Origin of the sequence: Nonomuraea sp. NPDC050556, from assembly GCF_044457355.1 — a bacterium.
Taxonomy (GTDB): Bacteria; Actinomycetota; Actinomycetes; order Streptosporangiales; family Streptosporangiaceae; genus Nonomuraea.
Window position 1 is genome coordinate 2,736,545 of the sequence record NZ_JBITGU010000001.1, and the last position, 21,053, is coordinate 2,757,597.

Annotated in this window: 20 protein-coding genes; 10 read left to right on the plus strand and 10 right to left on the minus strand. The window is 69.5% G+C overall.

Translation table 11 applies throughout. The features are described from left to right. Nucleotides 1-338 precede the first annotated feature (338 nt). Nucleotides 339-2,651, minus strand: a complete 2,313-nt coding sequence (locus tag ACIBG8_RS13230) for an ExeM/NucH family extracellular endonuclease (RefSeq protein ID WP_397342930.1) — start codon at nt 2,649-2,651, stop codon at nt 339-341. A 119-nt stretch (nt 2,652-2,770) separates the two neighbouring features. Here ACIBG8_RS13230 and ACIBG8_RS13235 point away from each other — a divergent pair, with 119 nt between their 5' ends. Next, a complete protein-coding gene (locus tag ACIBG8_RS13235; protein ID WP_397342931.1) occupies nt 2,771-4,156 on the plus strand; it encodes a pentapeptide repeat-containing protein in 1,386 nt (461 codons plus the stop codon). On the opposite strand, the gene ACIBG8_RS13240 is transcribed toward ACIBG8_RS13235, so the two are convergent. After that, a complete protein-coding gene (locus ACIBG8_RS13240) occupies nt 4,153-4,413 on the minus strand; it encodes an ArsR/SmtB family transcription factor (RefSeq protein WP_397342932.1) in 261 nt (86 codons plus the stop codon). The genes ACIBG8_RS13235 and ACIBG8_RS13240 overlap by 4 nt on opposite strands. Nucleotides 4,414-4,503: 90 nt before the next feature. On the opposite strand from ACIBG8_RS13240, the gene ACIBG8_RS13245 reads away from it, so the two are divergent. Continuing rightward, nucleotides 4,504-5,157 carry a permease prefix domain 1-containing protein gene (locus ACIBG8_RS13245; RefSeq protein ID WP_397342933.1) on the plus strand — a complete coding sequence of 218 codons (654 nt, stop codon included), beginning with the start codon at nt 4,504-4,506 and terminating at the stop codon, nt 5,155-5,157. On the opposite strand, the gene ACIBG8_RS13250 is transcribed toward ACIBG8_RS13245, so the two are convergent. Next, nucleotides 5,138-5,473 (minus strand): helix-turn-helix transcriptional regulator, encoded by a 336-nt coding sequence (locus ACIBG8_RS13250; protein WP_397342934.1) that lies wholly within the window; start codon nt 5,471-5,473, stop codon nt 5,138-5,140. The two genes, ACIBG8_RS13245 and ACIBG8_RS13250, sit on opposite strands and share 20 nt — an antisense overlap. Nucleotides 5,474-5,564: 91 nt before the next feature. On the opposite strand from ACIBG8_RS13250, the gene ACIBG8_RS13255 reads away from it, so the two are divergent. The 8 genes from ACIBG8_RS13255 to ACIBG8_RS13290 are packed head-to-tail and all read left to right on the plus strand — an operon-like array spanning nt 5,565 to nt 13,434. Further along, on the plus strand, nt 5,565-6,734 hold the full coding sequence (locus ACIBG8_RS13255; RefSeq protein ID WP_397342935.1) for a cytochrome ubiquinol oxidase subunit I: 1,170 nt from the start codon (nt 5,565-5,567) through the stop codon (nt 6,732-6,734). Between the two features lie 11 nt (nt 6,735-6,745). Next, a complete protein-coding gene (locus tag ACIBG8_RS13260; protein ID WP_397342936.1) occupies nt 6,746-7,510 on the plus strand; it encodes a cytochrome d ubiquinol oxidase subunit II in 765 nt (254 codons plus the stop codon). Nucleotides 7,511-7,517: 7 nt separating this feature from the next. Further along, complete coding sequence (gene cydD, locus ACIBG8_RS13265) at nt 7,518-9,191, plus strand: thiol reductant ABC exporter subunit CydD (RefSeq protein WP_397342937.1); 1,674 nt, start codon at nt 7,518-7,520, stop codon at nt 9,189-9,191. Beyond that, a complete protein-coding gene (cydC, locus tag ACIBG8_RS13270; protein ID WP_397342938.1) occupies nt 9,188-10,861 on the plus strand; it encodes a thiol reductant ABC exporter subunit CydC in 1,674 nt (557 codons plus the stop codon). The genes cydD and cydC overlap by 4 nt, the downstream gene beginning before the upstream one ends. A gap of 42 nt (nt 10,862-10,903) precedes the next feature. Then, nucleotides 10,904-11,524 (plus strand): hypothetical protein, encoded by a 621-nt coding sequence (locus ACIBG8_RS13275; protein WP_397342939.1) that lies wholly within the window; start codon nt 10,904-10,906, stop codon nt 11,522-11,524. After that, entirely contained in the window at nt 11,521-11,823 is a 303-nt protein-coding gene (locus ACIBG8_RS13280) for a transcriptional regulator (protein WP_397342940.1), read from the plus strand. The genes ACIBG8_RS13275 and ACIBG8_RS13280 overlap by 4 nt, the downstream gene beginning before the upstream one ends. Then, entirely contained in the window at nt 11,820-12,701 is an 882-nt protein-coding gene (locus ACIBG8_RS13285) for an ABC transporter ATP-binding protein (protein WP_397342941.1), read from the plus strand. The genes ACIBG8_RS13280 and ACIBG8_RS13285 overlap by 4 nt, the downstream gene beginning before the upstream one ends. After that, nucleotides 12,694-13,434 (plus strand): ABC transporter permease, encoded by a 741-nt coding sequence (locus tag ACIBG8_RS13290; protein ID WP_397342942.1) that lies wholly within the window; start codon nt 12,694-12,696, stop codon nt 13,432-13,434. The genes ACIBG8_RS13285 and ACIBG8_RS13290 overlap by 8 nt, the downstream gene beginning before the upstream one ends. Nucleotides 13,435-13,521: 87 nt before the next feature. Here the strand turns inward: ACIBG8_RS13290 and ACIBG8_RS13295 are convergent, their stop codons facing one another. From ACIBG8_RS13295 to ACIBG8_RS13325, 7 genes are all read right to left on the minus strand, one after another. Next, nucleotides 13,522-14,790 (minus strand): S1C family serine protease, encoded by a 1,269-nt coding sequence (locus ACIBG8_RS13295; protein ID WP_397342943.1) that lies wholly within the window; start codon nt 14,788-14,790, stop codon nt 13,522-13,524. Nucleotides 14,791-15,151: 361 nt separating this feature from the next. Then, nucleotides 15,152-16,681, minus strand: a complete 1,530-nt coding sequence (locus ACIBG8_RS13300; protein ID WP_397342944.1) for an acyl-CoA synthetase — start codon at nt 16,679-16,681, stop codon at nt 15,152-15,154. Nucleotides 16,682-16,699: 18 nt separating this feature from the next. Next, nucleotides 16,700-17,710, minus strand: a complete 1,011-nt coding sequence (locus ACIBG8_RS13305) for a C39 family peptidase (protein ID WP_397342945.1) — start codon at nt 17,708-17,710, stop codon at nt 16,700-16,702. A 64-nt stretch (nt 17,711-17,774) separates the two neighbouring features. After that, nucleotides 17,775-18,374 (minus strand): hypothetical protein, encoded by a 600-nt coding sequence (locus ACIBG8_RS13310; protein WP_397342946.1) that lies wholly within the window; start codon nt 18,372-18,374, stop codon nt 17,775-17,777. 111 nt (nt 18,375-18,485) lie between these two features. After that, a complete protein-coding gene (locus tag ACIBG8_RS13315; RefSeq protein WP_397342947.1) occupies nt 18,486-19,307 on the minus strand; it encodes a MetQ/NlpA family ABC transporter substrate-binding protein in 822 nt (273 codons plus the stop codon). Between the two features lie 10 nt (nt 19,308-19,317). Continuing rightward, the gene (locus ACIBG8_RS13320) at nt 19,318-19,962 is read right to left on the minus strand and encodes a methionine ABC transporter permease (protein ID WP_397342948.1); all 645 of its coding nucleotides are present in this window, start codon (nt 19,960-19,962) and stop codon (nt 19,318-19,320) included. Next, complete coding sequence (locus ACIBG8_RS13325; RefSeq protein ID WP_397342949.1) at nt 19,959-20,909, minus strand: methionine ABC transporter ATP-binding protein; 951 nt, start codon at nt 20,907-20,909, stop codon at nt 19,959-19,961. Before ACIBG8_RS13325 ends, ACIBG8_RS13320 begins: the two co-directional genes overlap by 4 nt. Nucleotides 20,910-21,053 lie beyond the last annotated feature (144 nt).

Here is a 21,053-nt window from a genome sequence, read left to right on the forward strand (position 1 = left end):
CCAAATGGGTCCTGGATCGGCCTCGCTCTGATCTGCTCGAGATGGCTCGTCTCATTGCAGTGGAAGCCTTTGGGCCTAGCACGGGCGCGGCCGGACCTAGAGCTGCCGTCATAAGCGACCGGGCCGAGGTTGTACATCCCCCGACCACGAACGGACGGAGACTGCCAGAGGTGGCCAGCCCGAGCAGGACCAGGGGCGGGCGGGTGGGCGGGCGGAGGGCGGGAAGGCGGAGGGCGGGAAGGCGGAGGGCGCTGGTGGAAGGTGGGAAGGCGGAGGGCGGGGGTGTAAAGGTGGGGAGTGGGGGCTCGCAGGTGGTTGAGCCCCCACCGCCTACAACGTCATTGGCCGCCCGGGAGGGTTAGGCCGATGACCACCGGGTCGTGGTCGGAGGAGCGGAACGCGTCCGGCTGGTAAAGGCCCGGCGGGTTGAACTCCTGGTTGTAGTCCAGGATGCGGGCCTCGTCCGAGTTGATGTGCCAGATCGTCGTACTGGTCACCCGCTTCGCCAGCTGCTTACCCGCCAACGCATGATCCAGCTCCCCCGCCAGCCCATCGAACAGGTAGCTGTACCGGAACGGCGCCGGAATGAACCGCTTGGTGAGACTGGTAAGCCCCCCAGCCTCCAACGCGTGGATCGGGTCCTCCTCGCCATAAGCGTTGAGGTCACCCAATACCAACGGGTTAGGCAGATCAGCGATCAACCCGAGCACCGCCTGCGCCTGCTTCACCCGCAGCGGGTTCCAGCAGCTCTGCCCATCCCCCTGGTCGGCGTCCGGCCCACTCGCCGGACAGCTCCCCTTGGACTTGAAGTGGTTCACCACCATCGTGAACGGCTGCCCGCCCGACACCCTGCGGAACGTCTGGATCAGCGGCGGCCGGCTGAACACCGGGTCCTCGGAGGACAACGCCGCCCCCACCGGCGACACCCGCGCGGGCTTGTAGATCATCGCCACGTGGATGAGGTCGGTGCCGGGGAACGGGTGCTGCAGAGCGGCGTACGTCCCGGCCCCCACCTGCGCGTTGAGCGCGTCGACCAGCGCCTGCAGGGCGACCTGCCCGTTGTTCTCGACCTCCATGAGCCCGACCACGTCGGCGTCGATGCCCTTGAGCGCCGACACCAGCTTGTCGAGCTGCCTCTTCTGCTCCTCGGCCGTGTTGGCCCCGCGCGAGCCGAGCGTGGTGAACCAGTTGAGCGTGTTCAGGCTGGCCACCTTGACGTTGCCGATCACCGGGAAGGGCCTGGGCAGGCGCGGGTTGGTCGGCAGGAAGGTGATCGGCTTGGTCGGCTGCAGCCGGTACTGGCCGAAGCCGTAGCCGAGCACGCCGGTGATCCCGAAGGCCATGTCGCCGGAGCGCACCACGCGCGGGCTGGTGAACGGGATGGTCGCCGGGTTCTCCCTGCTGGATCCGTCGTCGAGGAGCAGCTTGCGCCGGACGTCCGCCTGGGCGTCGACGCCGTCGCGGTCGGTGGGCTGGAAGAGCCTGCCCTCGGAGGAGAGGGTGAGCTCGCCGAAGCGGCCGAGGTTGAAGTGCTCGCTGACGGTCAGCGGCTCGGCGAAGGTCACGAGCATGTTCTCGACCGGCTCGAACGTGGTCCCCTCAGGCCGGGGCAGCTGGTACGGCTGAGCCGTCACGGACCCGGTGCCGCACACCTCGACGGCGGTGACCGGCGACAGCTCGGTCCAGCCGTTGAACTCGGTCACCTTGCCGCTCACCACGACCTTGTCGCCGACGTTGACGTCCTTGAACGTGTCGCGGGCGAAGGCGAACAGCCCCTCGGAGGTCGCCGGGTCGGCGTCGGGCGTGGAGTCCTGGAGGAAGAAGCCGCTGAGCTGGTCGCTCTTCTGGAAGTCGCCGGTCACGACGCCCTCCACGCGCACGCTCTGCCCGGCGACCGGCGAGGCGTCGCCGCTCCCCTGCACCTGCGCGATCTCGTGCGTCGGGGTGCAGGAAGGAACGGTGGGTGTCGGCGTGGGCGTCGGCGTGGGCTCGACGCCTCCGCACGGAGCAGCGGCGGTCGCGGTGTTGCGCGGCGCGGGCGCGCCCGCCTCCACGTCCGCCGCGTTGTCGTCGGTGTCGACGCAACCGTGGTTCTTGCGCAGCCCCGCCGTCGTGTTGGACAGCGCGGGAGCCGCAGCGGCGCCCTCGAAGTAGTTGGCCGTGCCGAAGCCCACCAGGTCCGCGATCAGCGAAGCCTGCTCCGCCGTGCACGGGGTGCTCGACCCGTTGCAGGCCAGCCCGTCGGCGGAACGCACCAGAGCCATCTTGCCCGCCGTACCACTGACGTTGATCGTGCCGGTGGCGTCCGGGGTCGGCAGCGGGGCGCTGGGGGTGGTCCCGGCCGCGAGCTGGACCAGGTAGTACTGGCCCGGTGCGAGCGTGCCGGTCAGCGCCGCCTTGGCGTTGCCGAAGTTCCCCGTGCCCGTGGCGCTGGTGTACTGCACCGTCCAGCCGTCGATGGCGACCGGCGACGCACCACGGTTGAACAGTTCGACGTAGTCGTTGGTCAGCGGTGCGCCGGTGTTGCCGCCACCGCCGTAGACCTGGCTGATGACGACGGTCCCGGGCGCGGCGGCGGCCGGGGCGGTGAGCGAGAGGGTCGCCACGCCGACTGCGACGAGGGCGCCGAGAACTTGGGATAAGACACGCATGGAGCGCACTTTATGGGTTCTTTACCCCCGCAAAGGTGCATGGGAGGTGAAATCATCGAACCTTGACATCGTGGCGACCGGGAGCTGTCGGCACCTGACGTAGCGGGTATGACACAGACATGGACTGGGTCACGTGCGCGCACTCGGCTGCCTGCACAGGAATCGCGCGCCAGCCGTACGAGAACTGCCTTTTCCACCTCCCTCCCCCGCAACGCGACGAAGCCCTCGCCGCACTCGTGCCTGGACGCCTCCTGGACCTCCGCGGCACCATCCTCGACAGCGCCCTGCTCGCCCAGGTGCTGGAGGCGGTCGGCGGGAAGCCCGGCAGGACCAGGCTCGAACAGGCCAGGTTCACCGGCGAGGCGCGCTTCTCCGGGGTGCACTTCCTGGGTGACGTGTCGCTCGACGGCGCCAGGTTCGAGCGGCTCGCCTCGTTCTTCGACGCCTGCTTCGGCGGCAACGTGTCGCTGGCCGGTGCGCGGTTCGCCCGCGAGCTGTCCTTCCACGGGGCGCGGGTGCGCGGGCACGTCTCGCTCGACCGGGCGCTGATGGCGCGCGACGCGCTGTTCAGCCAGACGGCGTTCGGGCGGGGACTGTCGTGCGAGCGGGCGCGTTTCGACGGCTACGCCACCTTCGACGGCGCGTCGTTCGGCGACACGGCGACGTTCAGGGGCGCCAGGTTCGGCAAGACGCTGTCGTTCAGGAAGGTCACCGGAGCAGCGGTCTTCGACTCCGCCCACTTCGCGGCCGACGCCTACCTTTCGGCCACCGGGCGGCTGTGCGCGGTCTCCGCCCGCGCCGACGCCGCCCTCGACGTGACCGTGCACGGCTGTGCCCTGGACCTGCGGCGGGTGGAGGTGGCCGGGCAGTTGATGGTACGGATGACCGACTCGCACGCCGACCTGGAGTCCGCCCTGCTGCGCTGCCCCGCCTCGATCACCGGAAGGGGCGCGTCCTCCCTCACCTCGCTGCGCCAGGTGACCGCGCCCAGCCTGAGCCTTTACGGCCTCGACCTCACCACCTGCCGCTTCGCCGGCCTCGCCCACCCGGCGGGGCTGCGCCTCAAGGGCTGCACGTTCGCCTTCACCCCACGCGGCGTACGGCTGTCGCTGAGATGGCCGCCGCTGAGATGGTTCTCCCGCCGCCGAGCGCTGGCCGACGAACATGGCTGGCGCGGCTGGGCCCACGCCACCCCCGAGGAAAGCACAACCCCAGACGGCCTGGCCGCCCTCTACGCATCGCTCCGCGAGGGCCTCGATGACGACGGCACAGCAGCCGACTTCGCCTTCGCCGCCATGGAGATGCGCAGGCAGGCGACCCGCAGGTGGTGGCTGTCGCTGTACTGGCTGGCCTGCGGTTACGGCATGCGCATGTGGCGAGCGGCCGCCTGGACGGTGTTGCTGGTGGCCGTGACAGCGGGCGCGCTGCTCTGGACCTCCACCTCCCACGCCGCCCGCCGCACCACCACCCCCCGCCCACCCACCACCCCGACCCTGCCCCGCTAGAGGTACGGCGTGAGCCAGTCGCGTAGGTCTTTCAGGGGCTGCGGGTCCAGGGTGTAGAGGCGTTCCCTGCCCTGGCGGCGCTCCACCACCAGGCCCGCGTGCCTCAGCAGGCGCAGGTGTTCCGAGACGGACGGGCGGCTCAGGGAGAAGTGTTCTGCCAGCCGTCCCGCCGGCTGGTCGCCCTCGTCGAGCAGCAGTCTTAACAACTCTCGCCGAACCGGGTTGGCAAGAGCTGTGAAGACGTGGTCCGTCCGCATGTCAAACAGTATATGTCGGAAATATCCGACGTATTAATCTCAGGGTCATCCCCGATGCCTACCAGCGGATCGATTCGTAGACTGGAGGTCATGCACATCGACGACTACGTGACCACCCTGGACCGGGCGCTCAGCGGCCCGCCCGGACCTCGTCGCGACCTCGTCGGTGAAGCGCGCGACAGCCTGATCGACGCCGCCGAGGCCTACCAGGCCGAGGGCGTGCCGCCCACCGAGGCCGAGCGGCTGGCGGTCGAGGAGTTCGGCGAGGTCGCCGAGATCGCCCCCCACTACCAGGAGGAGCTCACCGCCTCAGCCGGCCGCCGCCTGGGCGCGCTGCTGTTCGTCACCGTGCCGCTCACGGCGCTCATGTGGTGGGTGATCTGGCGCATCTTCCCGATGGCGCCCACCGACTGGGCGACCAAGCCCGGCTGGTTCCTGCCCGCCGCCAGGGCGCTCGACATCCTGCAGATGATCAGCGGCGTCACCGGCGCGCTGGCGCTGGTGCTGCTGCGCAAGGGCAGGCGCCCGCGCCGCGTGACGCGGGCCCTGGCGTACTTCGTCGGCGTCATGCTCGTCCTCACGCTCATCCTGAGCACCGCCCTGATGTACGGCTCGCACGGCCCGACCGGGTTCGCCGCCTACCCCCCGGGCATCGCCGCCACCGTGGTCAGCTGGTCACTGGCGGCGCTGCAGCTCTACGGAGCCGCCCGCTGCATGAGCCTGACTAGGGCTCAACGCGCCTGACGGGCTCCAGCACGCTGCCGATCACGTCGCTGAACTCGCGCCAGGCCGACCGCTCCCCCTGGAGCTGCTTGGATCCCGTCGGCGTCAGCCGGTAGGTGCGCCGCTTGCGCCCGCCCACCGTCGCCCAGTCGCTGGTCAGTAAACCGGTGCGCTCCAGCCTGCGCAGCGCTGGATACACGGTGCCCGTGGGCACGCTCAACGCGCCCGCACTGCGTTGCTGCAGCGCTTCGATGATCGCGTAGCCGTGCAGAGGCTCGTGTTCCAGCACGGACAGGATCAGGCCGTCCATGTGGCCGCGGAGCGCGTCAGGGTTCACACCGAACATCCTAAGCTGCCGTTCGTGGTGTAGCCAGTCTACATGTAGACTATCTATATATAGAGAGCGGAACCAACGAAGGGTTCGAGCCATGGACGTCGTCGACCTGGCCCGGCTGCAGTTCGCGTTGACGGGAAACATCCACTTCCTGTTCGTCGCACTCACGCTGGGCCTGGCCCCCCTTGTGGCGATCATGCACACGCGGTTCGTGTTGTCGGGCAACCCCCTGCACGAGCGCATGACGCGTTTCTGGGGCCAGATCTACGTGATCAACTACGCGCTGGGCATCGTCACCGGTCTGGTGATGGAGTTCCAGTTCGGTCTGAGCTGGAGCGGCCTGTCCCACTACGCGGGCGACGTCTTCGGCGCACCTCTCGCCATGGAGACGCTGGTCGCGTTCTTCCTGGAGTCCACCTTCCTCGGGCTGTGGATCTTCGGCTGGCACCGGCTGCCCAAGGGCCTGCACCTGGCCTGCATCTGGGTCGTCACGATCACCGCCTACGCCAGCGCCTACTGGATCATGGTGGCCAACTCCTTCATGCAGAACCCGGTCGGCACGGTCGCCGGCGGGGGCCAGCTGCGGCTGACGGACTTCGGCGCGCTGATGACCAACAAGACGCTGATCTTCTCCTTCCCCCACGTCATCGGCGCAGGCCTGTTCACCGGCGCGTTTGTGGTCATCGGCGCCTCGGCCTACCAGCTGTTCCGCCGCACCGCCGAGGTGGAGTTCTTCACCAGGTCCATGAAGATGGGCGTGATCATGGCCGCGATCGGCATCTTCGTCACGGTCGGCTTCGGATACGCGCAGTTCGCCGGGATCCAGGAGGACAAGTTCACCGAGGGCGCCAACGTCGGAGCCGCGCTCGGCCTCGCGTTCATGCTCATGGTCGGCGACGTGATGATGCTGCTCGTGCTGTTCATCATGCTGCCGCTGATCGCGCTGCTGCCGCGCTGGCGCTGGACGCATCCGATCCTCATGCTGATGACGCCGCTGCCGTTCCTCGCGGTGATCACCGGCTGGATGGCCAGGGAGATCGGCCGCCAGCCCTGGATGATCTGGCAGAAACTGACCGTCGAGGACGCCATGTCCCCCGGCCTCACCTCGGGCATGGTGACCGCCTCGCTCTTCGGCTTCGTCGCGGTGCTCGGCCTGCTCGCCGTCGTCGACTACGTGCTCATCGCCCGCGTCGTCAGGCGCGGCCCAGCCGAGGTCGTCCTCGGTGCCACGTCCGCCGAGCGCCCCGCAGCGCTGAGCTTCTAGGAGACAGAGACATGGAGCTGATCTGGTTCGCCGTGTTCGCCGTGCTGCTGGCCGGCTACTTCGCGCTGGAGGGGTTCGACCTGGGCGTCGGGCTGCTGCTGCCGCTGATCGGCCGCAGCAGGGAGCGGCGCGACACGATGGTCGCGGCGATGGCGCCGTTCCTGCTGGCCAACGAGGTGTGGCTGGTGGCGGTGGCCGGGGTGCTCTTCGGCGTCTACCCGATGCTCGAGGGCCCGGTGCTGTTCGGCATGTATCCCCTGGTGGTGGCGATGCTGCTGTCGTGGGTGCTGCGTGACGCGGGGCTGTGGTTCCGCCGCAGGATCGACGGCGCCGCCTGGCGCGGGTTCTGGGACATGATGATCACCCTGGGCTCGCTCGGGCTGACGTTCGGCTGGGGCATGGCGCTGTACGCGATCGCGACCGGTTTCTCCGCCTCGCTGCTGCACCCGGTCGGGCTGCTGATCGGCGCCACGGTGACGCTCGCCTGCGCCTTCCACGGCTGGACGTTCCTCGGCTGGCGGCTCAAGGGCTTCGGCGGCTCGACCAGGCGCGGGCGCGACCTGGTGCTTTCCGCGCTGGTCGCCGCCGCCCCCGCGATCATCGTGCTGGTCGGGTCGGCGAGCTACCTGCTGGGTCACACGGCGCCCTCGGCGACCCTGAATGTGCTCAGTTTCATGGCGCTCCCATTCGCGCCGATCATCGCCGGCGCGCAAGTATGGGTCTGGCGCACCTTCCACCCAGGCAGGGGAGCTGACCTCACTCCTTCGTTCTTCTAGAGGGCACGTGCACAAAGATCTCCTGCGGCTCATGCGGGCCGAGCGTTCTGTTCGACGCCATCTGACCGTCACCCTGGTCGTGGCCGTGACCGCCGGGCTGCTGGTGCTGGTCCAGGCCGAGCTGCTGGCCGGGGCGTTGTCCGGCCGTTTCACGGCCGTGGCGCTCATCTGGCTGGCGCTCGTGGTGGGGCTGCGCGCCCTGCTCGGCTGGGCGCAGGGGGTCTTCGCCGGCCGTACGGCGAGCGGGGTGAAGTCGGCGCTGCGCCACCGCCTGCTCGGCAGGTTGCAGGACATGGGACCGTCCGCGCTGGCCGGCCGCCGGTCCGGCGAGCTGGTCACGCTGACCGGCCGCGGCCTGGACGGGCTCGACCCCTATCTGACCGGCTACCTGCCCGCGGTGGCCGTCGCCGGAGTGGTGCCGCTGGCCGTACTCGTCAGGCTGTTCACCGCCGACCTGACGAGCGCGGTCATCGTGCTCGTCACGCTGCCGCTGATCCCGATCTTCGGCGCGCTGGTCGGGATGCACACCAAGGCGGTGACCGAGCGGCAGTTCCACGCGCTGTCGCGCCTGGGCGGGCACTTCCTCGACGTGGTGCGCGGGCTGCCCACGCTGCGTGCGTTCGGCCGGGCCAGGCACCAGGCGACGGTGATCGCCCAGGTGGCCGACGCGCACCGGTCGGCCACGATGAAGGCGCTGCGGGTGGCGTTCCTGTCGTCGCTGGTCCTGGAGCTGTGCGCGTCGCTGTCGCTGGCGCTGGTCGCGGTGCCGATCGGGCTGCGGCTGCTCGGCGGGTCGCTCGACCTGACCACGGCGCTGCTGGTGCTGCTGCTGGCGCCCGAGGCCTACCTGCCGCTGCGCATGATGGGCACCCGCTTCCACGCCTCCATGGAGGGCGTCGCCGCAGCCGACGCGGCCTTCGCCGTACTCGACGACGAGCACGCGCAGCCCGCCGTCCAGGGCAAGCCGAGGGCGAGCGCGGAGGCGCCGCGCATCCGGCTGGAGGGCGTCACCGTGCGCTATCCCGGCCGCGACGATCCCGCGCTCGACGACGTCAGCCTCACCATCGAGCCCGGCGAGCTCGTCGCGCTGGTCGGCGAGAGCGGCGGCGGCAAGAGCACCCTGCTCCACCTGCTGCTCGGCTTCGTGCAGCCCGACCAGGGCCGGGTCCTCATCGACGACACCGACCTGCGCGACCTCGACCTCGACGCCTGGCGGGCCGAGCTGGCGTTCGTCCCGCAGCGCCCGCACCTGTTCGCCACCTCGGTGGCCGACAACATCCGCCTCGGCGCCCCCGATCTGGAGGACGTACGGCCGGCGGCCCGCGCGGCGCACGCCGACGAGTTCGTGCAGGAGCTGCCCGACGGCTACGACACCCAGGTGGGCGAGCGCGGCGCGAACCTCTCGGCGGGGCAGCGCCAGCGCGTGGCCCTGGCCAGGGCGTTCTGCCGCCCGGACGCCACCGCGCTGCTCCTCGACGAGCCCACCGCCCGCCTCGACGGGCGCAGCGAGGGAGCCGTGGTCGCGGCCACGGCCGAGCTCAGCATCGGCAGGACGGCGGTCATCGTGGCGCACCGCCCGGCGATGATCGACCTGGCCGACCGGGTGATCCGGATCGACAACGGCCGCGTGACCACCCCCGCCGCCAAGCCCGTCAAGCCCGCGAAGGAGGACGCACGATGAACCTCAGGCTCCTCTGGGCCGTCCTGGCGGGCGGGGCCGCCGAGCTCGCCGGGCTCGGGCTGACCGCCACCGCCGCCTGGCTGATCACCCGCGCCGCGGAACAACCGCCGCTGGCCGCGCTCAGCGTGGCGATCGTGGCGGTGCGCGCGTTCGCGACCAGCAAGGGCGTCTTCAGGTACGGCGAGCGCCTGACCGGGCACGACGTCGCGCTGCGCGCCCAGGCGGCGACCCGCGAGCAGCTCTACGGCTCGATGATCGCCCCCAGGGCGCCCAGGCACGGCGGCGCCGACCTGCTGAGCCGCATGGTCGACGACACCGACGCGGTCCAGGACCTCCTGGTCCGCTGCCTGCTTCCCGCGGCAGCGGCGCTCATCACCGGCGTCGCCGCCGTGGTCATCGCGCTGACCGTCTACCCGTTCGCCGCGCTCGTGCTGCTGGCCGGGCTCGTCGTCGCCGGAGTGCTGCTGCCCGCCGTCACGGCGGCGGCCGCCCGGCGCTGGTCGGCGCGGCTCGCCCCGGCCAGGGCCGTACTCGCCGAGCGGGTGGCCGACCTCGTGCACGGCTCGGCCGACCTGGCCGCCTACGGCGCCGGGGAGCGGGCCAGGTCGGCCGCGCTCGACGCGGACGCCGCGCTGGCCGGCCTCGAACGCCGCCAGGCCCGCGTGCACGCGCTCGCCCTCGGCGGCGGCACCCTGGTCCAGGGGCTGACGGTGGCGGCGATCGTGTGGCTGGCCCAGTCGGCCGGCGTCGGCTCGGTCGGCACGGCGGTCCTGGCGCTGATGTCGCTGGTCTGCTTCGAGCCGGTGCTGCCGCTGGCGGCGGCGGGTGAGCGTTATGCCGGGATCACCTCGGCGCTGCGCCGCCTGCGCGAGGTCCGCGCGATCCCCGCCGCGGTCACCGAGCCGGAGACTCCCGCTGCCGCGCCGTCCGGGCCGCTGACGGTCGAGGTGACCGACCTGGTCGTACGGCACGCCGGAGCCGAGCGCGCCGCCGTGGACGGGGTGTCGCTGACGCTCACGCCGGGCAAGCGGGTGGCCGTGGTCGGGCCGAGCGGCGCTGGCAAGAGCACGCTGATCGCCGCGCTGATGCGGCTCGTCGAACCGGCGTCCGGCCGGATCACCGTCAACGGCACCGACCTCACGCGCCTGCCCTCGGACGACGTCCGGGCGATGATGACCGGCCTCACCCAGGACCCGTACATCTTCCAGACCACCCTGCGCGACAACCTCCGCCTCGCGGGCCCCGCGTCGGACGACGAGGACCTGGCGCGTGCCGTACGGCAGGCCAGGCTGGAGACCTGGGTGGAGCGCACCGGCTGGGACACCGAGCTCGGCGAAGACGCCAGGACCATGTCCGGTGGCCAGCTGCAGCGGCTGGCGCTGGCCAGGGCGCTGCTGTTCGACCCGCCCGTGCTGCTGCTCGACGAGCCCGCCGAGGCGCTGGACGAGGAGAACGCGGACTCGCTCATGGCCGATCTGCTGGACGTGACGCACGACCGCACGACGCTGCTGGTGACGCACCGGCTGCGCGGGCTGGAGGAGGTCGACGAGATCGTGGTGATGGAGCAGGGGCGCGTGATCCAGCGCGGTCCCCACGCCGAGCTGGTCGATCAGCCCGGCTACTACCGCGACCTGTGGGAGTCGGAGCAGCTCGTCGCCCGCCCGCACTAGAAGGGGTTGGCCAAGCAATCTGGTTTGTGTTACAAACTAGTTGTGGATGAAGACGAGATGGCCCTGTCGCCCGCCGAGACCTTGCGTCTCATCGAGCGCCAGGAGGCGGAAACCGTCAGGGCGTTCAAGGGCGACCCGCTGCTCCTCTACGCGCCGTGGGGCGTGGCCTGGCTGATCGGCTTCGGCGCGCTCTTCCTCGCCTACGGCCTCGACGGCGTCCCCTACGCGCCGATCTCGCAGGACGCGGCGGCGACCGTCCTCATGGGCATCCAGCTCTTCTCCGGCACGGCCGCCGCCTTCGGGATCTTCCGCGCCCAGGGCAACTCCCGCGGCCAGCTCGCCAGCAAGAGCAGGATGTACCTCACCACGTGGATCGCCGGGATGGTCCTCATGACCACGATCGGCCTCCGCTTCGGCCCCATGCTGCCCTCCACGGAGAGCGGCCTGTTCTGGGCGGCTTCGTCCCTGCTGGTCGTCGGCGTGCTCTACATGGCCGGCGGCGCGATCTGGATGGAAAGCACGATGTTCCGCTTCGGTCTCTGGGCCGTCGCCGTGACGGCGGTCGGCGTCGTGCTCGGGCCGGGGTGGCACGCGTTGCTCACCGCGGTCCTGCTCGGCGCGGGGCAGATCGTCCTGGGCGTCTGGCTGAAGGTCAGGGGATGACCCTCGACCCCGTGATCCACGCCCAGGCCAGGCTCAGGGTGGTGGCGACACTCAACACGCTGCCGGACGGCGACCAGTTCGCCTTCCCCCGGCTCAAGGATCTGCTGGACATGACGGCGGGCAACCTGTCCGTGCACCTGACGAAGCTGGAAGAGGCCGGCTACGTCGAGATCGTCAAAACCCATCGCGGCCGCACCCCGGCCACCTACGTGGCGCTGACCAAACGCGGCCGCGCCGCCTTCGACGACTACACCAAGGCGATCCGCGCCCTGCTCGACAATGCTGGAGGAAACCCGTGACCGTGTTAGCCAGGACCATCGACGTCACCAGGCGCTACGGGGAGGTGACCGCGCTCGACGGGGTGTCCGTCGAGATCCGCCAGGGCGAGCTGGTCGGCCTCCTCGGGCCCAACGGCGCGGGGAAGTCCACCCTGATCAACCTCTTCGTCGGCCTGCGCAGGCCCACCTCGGGGACGGTCGAGCTGTTCGGCGGCTCCCCCTCCGACCCCGTCGTACGGCGGAGCATCGGCGTGACGCCCCAGGAGACCGGCCTGCCGGAGTCGCTGAAGGTCGGCGAGATCGTCGACTTCGTCTCCGCGCACTTCCCCGACCGCGCCTCCAAGGACGAGCTGCTGGAGCGCTTCGGGATCACGGACCTGGTCAAGCGCCAGGTCGGCGGCCTGTCGGGCGGGCAGAAGCGCCGGGTCGCCGTGGCGCTGGCGTTCGCCGGCAACCCGAAGATGGTCTTCCTGGACGAGCCCACGACCGGGCTCGACGTCGAGGCCAGGCGGGCGCTCTGGGACGGCATCAACGCCTTCCACGCCGGGGGCGGCACCGTGCTGCTGACCAGCCACTACCTGGAGGAGATCGAGGCGCTCGCGCAGCGCGTCGTGGTCGTCGGCCATGGACGGGTGCTGGCCGACGACACCGTGCGCGCGATCCGCGACATGGTCGGCGTGCGGCGCGTCTCGCTCGTGGCCTCGTCGCTGCCCTCACTGCCCGCCGTACTCAGCAGCCGTTTCGAGGACGGCCGGTACGAGCTGGTCACGGGCGACTCCGACCAACTGGTCGTGGAGCTGGTACGCAGTGGCGTGCCGTTCTCCGGGCTGGAGATCAGGCCGACCTCGCTGGAAGAGGCGTTTCTTGCTCTTACGTCCAAGGAAGGCACGCATGTCTAACCTGACGCTCGCCCACGCGCGCTACCAGTTCATCGAGCAGGTCAGGGTGCCGATCGGGCTGGTGGCCAGCGCGTTCTTCCCCTCGGCCTCGATGCTGGCCTTCGTGGTGCCGTTCGCGGCGGACGACCCGGTCGGCGCGACGGCGGCCACGGGGTCGATGATGCTGATCGGCGCGATGTCCTCGGCGCTGATCGGGCTGGCCGTGTCCGTGGCGCAGGACAGGGAGCAGCCCTGGAACCCCTACCTGCGGACGCTGCCGTCAGGACCGGCGCCGCGCTTCGCCGGGCGCATCCTGACGACGATGGCGATCATGCTGCTGGCGGCGCTGCCGGTCCTGGTGATCGCGGCGCTGTTCACCGAGGCGACGATCTCGCTGCCGAGGCTGCTGTTCGGGCTGGCCGTACTGCTCGTAGGGGCCGTGCCGTTCATGCTGATCGGCCTGTTCCTCGGCTTCGTGCTCGCCTCGAAGGCGGCGGTGGCGGTGTCGCAGGTGCTGTTCTTCCCGTTCGCGATCGTCGGCGGGCTGATGCTGCCGCCGCAGATGATGCCGGGGTTCGTGCAGACGATCTCGCCGTACTTCCCCAGCCGCGGCGCGGCCGAACTGATCTGGGCCGCCACCACGGGCCTGTCGCCCCAGCCGGTCGCCCTGATCATGCTCGCGGTCTGGACGGTCGGCGCGGCCATCGCGGCCGCTTGGGCTTACAAGCGGGACGAGGGACGCCGCTTTTCCTGATTTCTTGGGAAATTTCGTGGGAAATGAGGGGGGTGTGCCGCCGAGTCCGCAGCGATCTCGACGGCACACCCGTTATTGAGGGGGATCCTATGCGCCGGTCTTCTCCTTGAGGGTCACCTGCACCTCGGCAGTCTTACCGTCGCGCATATATGTGATCTTGACCACTTCGCCGGGCTTGAAACCTCGGACGGCGCCGACGACCGTGTCGCCGCCTTCGACCGCCTTGTCGCCGATCTTCGTGATGAGGTCGCCGGTCTTGAGTCCCGCCGCCTGCGCCGGGCTTCCGTCGGTGACCTGCCTGATGAGCGCGCCTGGCACGTCGCCCGTGGCGTCGGTGACGCTGACGCCGAGGAAGGCGTGGCTCACCTTGCCGCTCTTGATGAGCTGCTCCGACACCTGCTTGGCGGTGTTGATCGGGATGGCGAAGCCGACCCCGATGTTGCCGCTGCTGCCGCCGTTGGTGGCGATCGCGGTGTTGATGCCGATCACCTCGCCCGCGGCGTTGACCAGCGCGCCGCCGGAGTTGCCCGGGTTGATGGCCGCGTCGGTCTGGATGGCGCCGCCGATCGTGGTGGCTCCGCCGCCCTGCTGTTGCTGCTGCCGGCTCTGACCGCCGCCGGGCCAGCCCGGCGGGATCTGCTGCTGCTGTTCCTGCTCGCCGCCGACCGTCAGCGTACGGTCCAGGGCGCTGATGATGCCCGCGGTGACCGACCCGTCGAGACCCAGCGGCGAACCGATGGCCAGGACGGCGTCGCCCACCTGAAGCTGGTCGCTGTCGCCGAGGTTGGCCTTGGTCAGGCCCGAGACGCCCTCCGCCTTGATGACGGCGAGGTCCGTGGCCGGGTCGGTGCCGACGACGGTCGCCTTGGCCGACTTGCCGTCGCTGAACTTGACGGTCATGCCGCCGGAACCCTGGCCCGCGCCGACGACGACGTGGTTGTTGGTGAGGATGAGCCCGTCCTCCGACAGCACGACCCCGGAACCCTCGCCGGTGCTGCCCTGGATCATCACCACGGACGGGCTGACGTTCTTGGCCACGTCCGCGACCGTGTACTGGTTGGCCGCCTGCTTGAACGTCGGGCTCGGCGCCGAGACGGACGTGGTCGGCTGGGACACCGAGGTGGCGATGACGGCCCCCGCCACGCCGCCGCCCACGGCCATCGCCGCCAGCGCGAGACCGGCCACCGCCTTCTGCACCCCGGTGAAGCCCTGCTTGGGCGGTGCCGGCTGCGGCGGGACCGGCGTGATCAGGGTGTCGTCCGGGCGCTTGAACCCCCCGGCCGAGGGCGGCGTCGCACCGAACTGGCTCCAGCCGCCGCCGGAGGTCCCCTGCTCGTGAGGCTCGTTCGCGTTCATCTTCTTCTCCCTCAAGTCTGCTGACTCAAGGGTGCCTCGGGGCGTGTAAGTGCAGGTTAAGACCGTGATCAGATCCGCGTGAGAGCCCTGACACGCGCCTTATCACCCCTGGTCACAGACCGACCACCCACGGGAAAGTTCTCGAAACTCATCTTCGTCTGTGACGGGTGAGGCGGGCTATGAGGAAGACCAGACCGTTGACGAGGGCGGCAGCCGCCCCGAGGGCGCCTACGGTGACGGCGAGCTCAGCCGGTCCGATGTTCATCCAGGGTCCCTCTCGCCGGAAGATGCAGACGTGAGAGGAGGACGCGCCAATGACCTCTGGGGTTGGCGTGGTGGGGGTGGCCGGAAGTGGACAGCCCTAGGTGGTTGTGGGCCAGTACTCGTCTCTCAGGAGGCGTTTGTACAGCTTTCCTGTGGGGTGTCTGGGGAGTTCGTCGCGGAAGTCCACTGACTTCGGGCACTTGTAGTGGGCCAGGTGCGTGCGGCAGTACTCGATCAGCTCTGCCTCCAGTTCGGGTCCTGCCTCCTCTGGGGTCGAAGGTTGGACCACCGCCTTGACCTGTTCGCCCATCTCCTCGTCCGGGACGCCGAACACGGCTACGTCGGCCACCTTCGGATGGACCGAGAGGACGTTCTCGGCCTCCTGGGGGTAGATGTTCACCCCGCCGGAGATGATCATGTAGGAGCGGCGGTCGGTCAGGTAGAGGAAGCCGTCCTCGTCCACGTAGCCGATGTCGCCCAGCGTGGTCCACCCCCGGCCCTGCGGATCCTGCGCGGAGCGGGTCTTCGTCGGGTCGCCGTGGTACTCGAAGCTGGGGCCGTCGGCGAAGTAGATCGTGCCGTGCGCACCGGCGGGCAGGTCGTTTCCGTCCTCGTCGCAGATGTGTACGGTCCCCAGCAGGGAGCGCCCCACCGTCCCCTTGTGCGCCAGCCAGTCCTGCGGCCCCGCGTACAGGAACCCGTTGCCCTCGGTCCCCGCGTAGTACTCGTGGACGATCGGCCCCCACCACTCGATCATCTGCTCCTTGACCGGGATCGGGCACGGAGCGGCGGCGTGGATCGCGCACTGCAGGCTGGAGACGTCGTAGGACTCGCGGTCGGCCAGCTTGAGCATCTTGATGAACATCGTCGGCACGAGCTGCGAGTGCGTGACCTGATATTTCTGGACAAGTTCTAGGTAGCGCGCCGGCTCGAACTTCTCCATCACCACGATCGTCGCGCCCAGCCGCTGGAAGGTCATGCAGTAACGCAGCGGCGCCGCGTGATACAGCGGCGCGGGCGACAGGTACACACTGTCCGGCGAGGGCGCGAACAGGAACGACACCAGGTTGAACAGCGCCCCCGGCTCGGTCATCCCGGCCTTGGACAGGCGCGGCTTGACGCCCTTGGGCCGCCCTGTGGTGCCCGAGGAGTAGAGCATGTCGGCGCCCTGGCACTCGTCCTCGATCGGCGTGGCGGGCTGACCCGCCACCGCCTCCTCGTACGAGGCGAACCCGTCGGCCGTGCCGTTCAGCATGAGCCTGAGCTCCACCCGGGGCGTGGCGGCCGTGATCGACCCGGCCACCTCCGCCAGCGGCGCGGAGGAGATGAAGACGCGCGCCTCGCAGTTGTCCACGATGTAGGCCAGCTCGTCGGTCTGCAGCCGCGGGCTGATCGCCGTGTAGTAGAGCCCGGAGCGGTGCGCAGCCCACGCGATCGCCAGGAACAGCGGGTGGTTCTCGAGCATGAAGGCGATGTGGTCGCCGGGCACGAGCCCGGACGCGCGGAAGAGGTGCGCGAGCCTGTTGGACTCCTCGTCCAGCTCGCGGTAGGTGACGACCTGCCCGGAGCCCGCCATGATCACAGCGGGCTTGTCGGGGGTGACGGCTGCGATGGCTCCCGGATACATGAACCGAACACTATTCGGTCAGCGGTTCGCCGGAAAGGGTCTGATGATGTACGCCGTGCCGGTGCTGCTGCGCTGCCAGGCCTTCTCGAAGGCGGCGCGCGGGTAGACGGCGCGGACCGTGCGCACCGCTGGGTCGTTGGCGATCACGTCGCCGTCCGCGGTGAAGCCGGTGACCACCATGAGGTGGCCCTCGCTGCCGTAGCCCAGTTCGCGTTTGGCGAAGGCGAGCGAGGTCACCACCGGGACGCCGCGCACGATGAACCGCTCGACCTCGGCCAGCGAGCGCAGCCTGGTGACGTAGGCGTCCAGGCCGAACCGCCCCGCGTAGGCGGTGTTGAACGCCCAGTTGCCCGCTCCGCCGTACGCCTTGTCGAAGGTGTGCTCGGCGGCGTGGTCGACGGCCGGGTCGGGGTCGCCGGGCGGGTACCCGGCGAGTTCGCCCGCTCCCGGCCCCTTGCCCCAGTAGGCGAGGACCATGGCGGTCGAGGTGGGACTGCACCAGGTGCGCCCGCCGTGGTCGGCATGGGCGAGCTGCGACTTCCGCGGCACTTGCAGCTCCTTGCCCCAGGCCGCTCCCCCCTTGGCGGCCGGGGTCCGCCCGGGGGCCGAGGCGACCGCGCCGAGCGTGCGCACCCGAGGTCGTACGGCGGAGCCGGGCGGGCGCGCCAGCCGTACCCGCAGCCGGTAGGACGTGAACGGCCGCGCGGCCTTGAGCACGTCCACGGCGACGCGCCCCGACGCGTCCTTCTGCCCCTTGACCGTGGTGCGCGGCCCGTCGTAGGACCAGCGGGCCATCGTGTACCAGCCGGAGCCGGGGATGCGCGCCTCCACCTTGATCCAGGTGCCGGGCGGCGTGTCAGCGGTCCAGGACGGGATCAGCTCGGTGGCGGCGAACCCGACCGTGCGCTGCGACGTCCACTGCGCGATCTCCCAATCACCTTTTTTCGTGAATTCCGTGGGCGAATCGATCTTTTCTCGGTGATATGCCGCCTGCGAAATGACCAGCGCGAAAGAGATCAGGAAGTGCATACCTGAATACAAACACGGCGAAGCCGTGACCTGCGGGAAGGTCACGGCTTCGCCTGGCTGAGGATCACGCGTGGTGGTACACGTCCTGCCAGCCTGAGTGGTAGCCCTTGGGCGAGTAGTAGTTGCCCCTGCTCACGTCGACGTAGATGTGAGCGGCGTTCCAGCCGTCGAAGCTGTAGTCAGCCGGGTGCTTGGAGCAGTTCTTGAAGCTCTTGAAGTAGCTGGAACCGTCGAAGTTGACGACCTTGAACGTCTCCCACGCGCAGACGAACTTGCGGTGGCCCCACCACTTGTAGTTGGTGAGCGTGCTGTCGACGGTGTAGAAGTACTTGTACTTCCAGACGAAGACCTTCTTCTTGTACGTCTTCCAGATCCACTTGCAGTGCTTGTCGCCCTGCTTGTCGAACCAGCAGAACTTGACGTGCTTCTTGTACGTCTTCCAGTACCAGAACTTGTAGGCCTGCTTGTCGACGGTCACGTGACCCTCTGAGCTGGCCTTGTGGTCGCTGGAGTAGTAGGGACCCCAGTCCGCGTCGTAGTAGTGCGAGGCGGATGTGGCTGTCGTGGTGGCCGTTGCTGTTGTCGCGTTGGCCGCCGCGGGCGCGCCGACTGCCAGTGCTGTGGCAGCTGCGACGCCGATCAGGATTCGTGAGACGAATCGCATTCGGGCTCCTCGGGAAGAGGGTTTCTGTCACCCTCTTGGTACGCCCCGAGGATTGCCGAATACTTTCAATCCACTATATGTGGATATTGATCGATAAGACCATTTTCCTGATCAGCTGGCGGGGATCACGGCGCCTTCATACTTCTTCTGGATGAAGTCCTTGACTTTCTGGTCCTGAAGGAGCTGGCCGAGCTTGACGATGTTCGGGTCCTTCTCGTGCCCCGCCTGCACCACCAGGCCGTTGGCGTACGGGTTGCCCTCGGTCTTCTCCAGCACCAGCGCCTGGGTGGCGGGCTTGAGCCCGGCCTCGATGGCGTAGTTGCCGTTGATCACCGCGGCGTCGACGTCCTCGAGCGACCTCGGGATCTGCGCCGCCTCGATGGGCTTGAAGGTGAGCTTCTTCGGGTTGGCGGTGACGTCGCGCTCGGTCGCCGCGGTGCCCACGCCGTCCTTCAGCGTGATGATGCCGTTGTCGGCGAGCAGCTTGAGCGCGCGGCCCAGGTTGGTGGCGTCGTTGGGGACGGCCACGGTGGCCTCGGCGGGCAGCGCGGCCACGTCGGTGAGCTTCTTGGAGTAGAGGCCCAGCGGCTCCAGGTGCACCGGGGTCACGAAGCTGAGCTTGGTGCCCTTGGAGGCGTTGAAGTCGTCGAGGTACGGCTTGTGCTGGAAGAAGTTGGCGCCGAGCTGGCCCTCGCTGAGCTGCACGTTCGGCTGCACGTAGTCGGTGAACTCGACGATCTCCAGGTTCAGCCCGGCCTGCTTGGCCAGGTTGTTCTTGACGAACTGAAGGATCTCCGCGTGCGGCACCGGGCTCGCGCCCACCTTCAGCACGGCATCCTGGGTCGCCGCGGCGGGCGTAGCGGACTGCGACGTACCGCATGCGGTCAGCAACAACGCGAGAGCGGCAACACCCGCAAGTGCACGAATTTTCATGATTTTTCCTTTATTTGTGTGACAGACGCCGGGCGACGAGGTCGCCCAAACTCTGGATGAGCTGCACGATGACGATGAGCAGCACGACGGTGATGATCATGGTGGTGGTCTCGAAGCGCTGGTAGCCGTACCTGATGGCCAGGTCGCCCAGCCCGCCGGCGCCGAGCGTGCCCGCCATGGCGGTGTAGCCGATCAGCGCGATGACCGTGACGGTCAGCCCGGACACCAGTCCGGGCAGGGCTTCGGGCAGCAGGACCTTGCGCACGATGGTCGTACGGCCGGCGCCCATGGCCTCGGCCGCCTGGACGACGTCCGCGCCCACCCCGCGCAGCGCCACCTCGACCAGCCTGGCGAAGAACGGCACGGCGCCCACGGTGAGCGGCACGACGACGGCGGCCAGCCCGATGGTGGTGCCGACGACGAACCGGGTGAACGGGATGATCGCGATCATCAGGATGAGGAACGGCAGCGACCTGCCGACGTTGACGATCGCCCCGAGCACGGCCTTGAGCACGGGCAGCGGCAGCAGCCCGCCCCGGTCGAAGACGACGAGCGCCACCCCGAGCGGGAGCCCGAACAGGACGGTGAGCACGGTCGACCAGCCCACCATCGCCGCCGTCTCCCCGGTGGCCGTCCAGATGTCCGCCCACGTCATGCCGCCACCTCCACGAGCAGCCCGCGCCCGGCCAGGTAGTCGAGCGCGCCGGAGCGCTCGGCCCCGGTGAGCCCCACCCGCAGGCGGCCGACGGACCCGGCCGAGAGGTTCTCGATGGCCCCGCCGAGGATGTTGACGTCGACGTCGAACTTGCGCACGACCTCGGAGATGACCGGCTCGTCCGCCCGGCCGGTGAAGGTGATCGTGACGTCGCCGGGCGCGGGGTCGGGCAGCGGGAAGATCTCCCTGGTCAGCCGCGATCCCGGGGTCCTGATGAGGTCGGCGATGGTGCCCGACTCCAGGACCCGCCCGGCGGCCATGATGGCCACCGAGTCGCAGACGCTCTTGACGACGTTCATCTCGTGGGTGATCAGCAGGATCGTCAGCCCGAGCTCCCCGTTGAGGCGGCGCAGCAGTCCCAGGATCGACTCCGTCGTCCCCGGGTCGAGCGCCGAGGTGGCCTCGTCGGACAGCAGCACGTCGGGGTTGCCCGCCAGCGCCCTGGCGATGCCCACCCGCTGCTTCTGCCCGCCGGACAGCTGTCCTGGACGGTCACCGCCGCGCCCGCCGAGGCCGACCAGGTCGAGCAGTTCGGCGGTGCGCCGCTCCCGCTCGGCCCTGGGCACGCCCATGACTTCGAGGGGGAAGGCGACGTTGCCCGCGACGGTGCGCGAGGAGAGCAGGGCGAAGTGCTGGTGGATCATGCCGATGCGGGTGCGCGCCCGGTTGAGCTCGCGCCCGCCCAGCGCGGTGAGGTCCTGGCCGGCGACGGTGACCGTACCGGAGTCCGGACGTTCGAGCAGGTTGACGCAGCGCAGCAGGGTGCTCTTGCCCGCGCCGCTCTGGCCGAGCACACCGAAGATCTCGCCTGGGCGCACGTGCAGGTCGACCCCGTCGAGCGCGACGGTTCGACCGTACGACTTACGCAGGCCGGAAGCCTGGATCACAACTTTTCCCCACAACTACGGAGCAACGGACGTCGATCGGATGTCGGGGGAAGGGCTAGCGCGTGCCGGGGTGGAAGGGCAGATGGCTGAGCCTGCGCAGCACGAAGCTGGGAGAGATCATGGGAACCTTCAGGGGGAACGAAA

What these genes read in the sequence shown, in the direction of transcription:
- ACIBG8_RS13320 (WP_397342948.1), bottom strand. Translation starts at nt 19,962, where the DNA reads ATGACGTGGGCGGACATCTGGACGGCCACCGGGGAGACGGCGGCGATG.
- ACIBG8_RS13240 (WP_397342932.1), bottom strand. Translation starts at nt 4,413, where the DNA reads ATGCGGACGGACCACGTCTTCACAGCTCTTGCCAACCCGGTTCGGCGA.
- ACIBG8_RS13235 (WP_397342931.1), top strand. Translation starts at nt 2,771, where the DNA reads ATGGACTGGGTCACGTGCGCGCACTCGGCTGCCTGCACAGGAATCGCG.
- ACIBG8_RS13260 (WP_397342936.1), top strand. Translation starts at nt 6,746, where the DNA reads ATGGAGCTGATCTGGTTCGCCGTGTTCGCCGTGCTGCTGGCCGGCTAC.
- ACIBG8_RS13230 (WP_397342930.1), bottom strand. Translation starts at nt 2,651, where the DNA reads ATGCGTGTCTTATCCCAAGTTCTCGGCGCCCTCGTCGCAGTCGGCGTG.
- ACIBG8_RS13255 (WP_397342935.1), top strand. Translation starts at nt 5,565, where the DNA reads ATGGACGTCGTCGACCTGGCCCGGCTGCAGTTCGCGTTGACGGGAAAC.
- ACIBG8_RS13290 (WP_397342942.1), top strand. Translation starts at nt 12,694, where the DNA reads ATGTCTAACCTGACGCTCGCCCACGCGCGCTACCAGTTCATCGAGCAG.
- ACIBG8_RS13305 (WP_397342945.1), bottom strand. Translation starts at nt 17,710, where the DNA reads ATGCACTTCCTGATCTCTTTCGCGCTGGTCATTTCGCAGGCGGCATAT.
- ACIBG8_RS13245 (WP_397342933.1), top strand. Translation starts at nt 4,504, where the DNA reads ATGCACATCGACGACTACGTGACCACCCTGGACCGGGCGCTCAGCGGC.
- ACIBG8_RS13300 (WP_397342944.1), bottom strand. Translation starts at nt 16,681, where the DNA reads ATGTATCCGGGAGCCATCGCAGCCGTCACCCCCGACAAGCCCGCTGTG.
- ACIBG8_RS13280 (WP_397342940.1), top strand. Translation starts at nt 11,521, where the DNA reads ATGACCCTCGACCCCGTGATCCACGCCCAGGCCAGGCTCAGGGTGGTG.
- ACIBG8_RS13295 (WP_397342943.1), bottom strand. Translation starts at nt 14,790, where the DNA reads ATGAACGCGAACGAGCCTCACGAGCAGGGGACCTCCGGCGGCGGCTGG.
- ACIBG8_RS13315 (WP_397342947.1), bottom strand. Translation starts at nt 19,307, where the DNA reads ATGAAAATTCGTGCACTTGCGGGTGTTGCCGCTCTCGCGTTGTTGCTG.
- cydC (WP_397342938.1), top strand. Translation starts at nt 9,188, where the DNA reads ATGAACCTCAGGCTCCTCTGGGCCGTCCTGGCGGGCGGGGCCGCCGAG.
- ACIBG8_RS13310 (WP_397342946.1), bottom strand. Translation starts at nt 18,374, where the DNA reads ATGCGATTCGTCTCACGAATCCTGATCGGCGTCGCAGCTGCCACAGCA.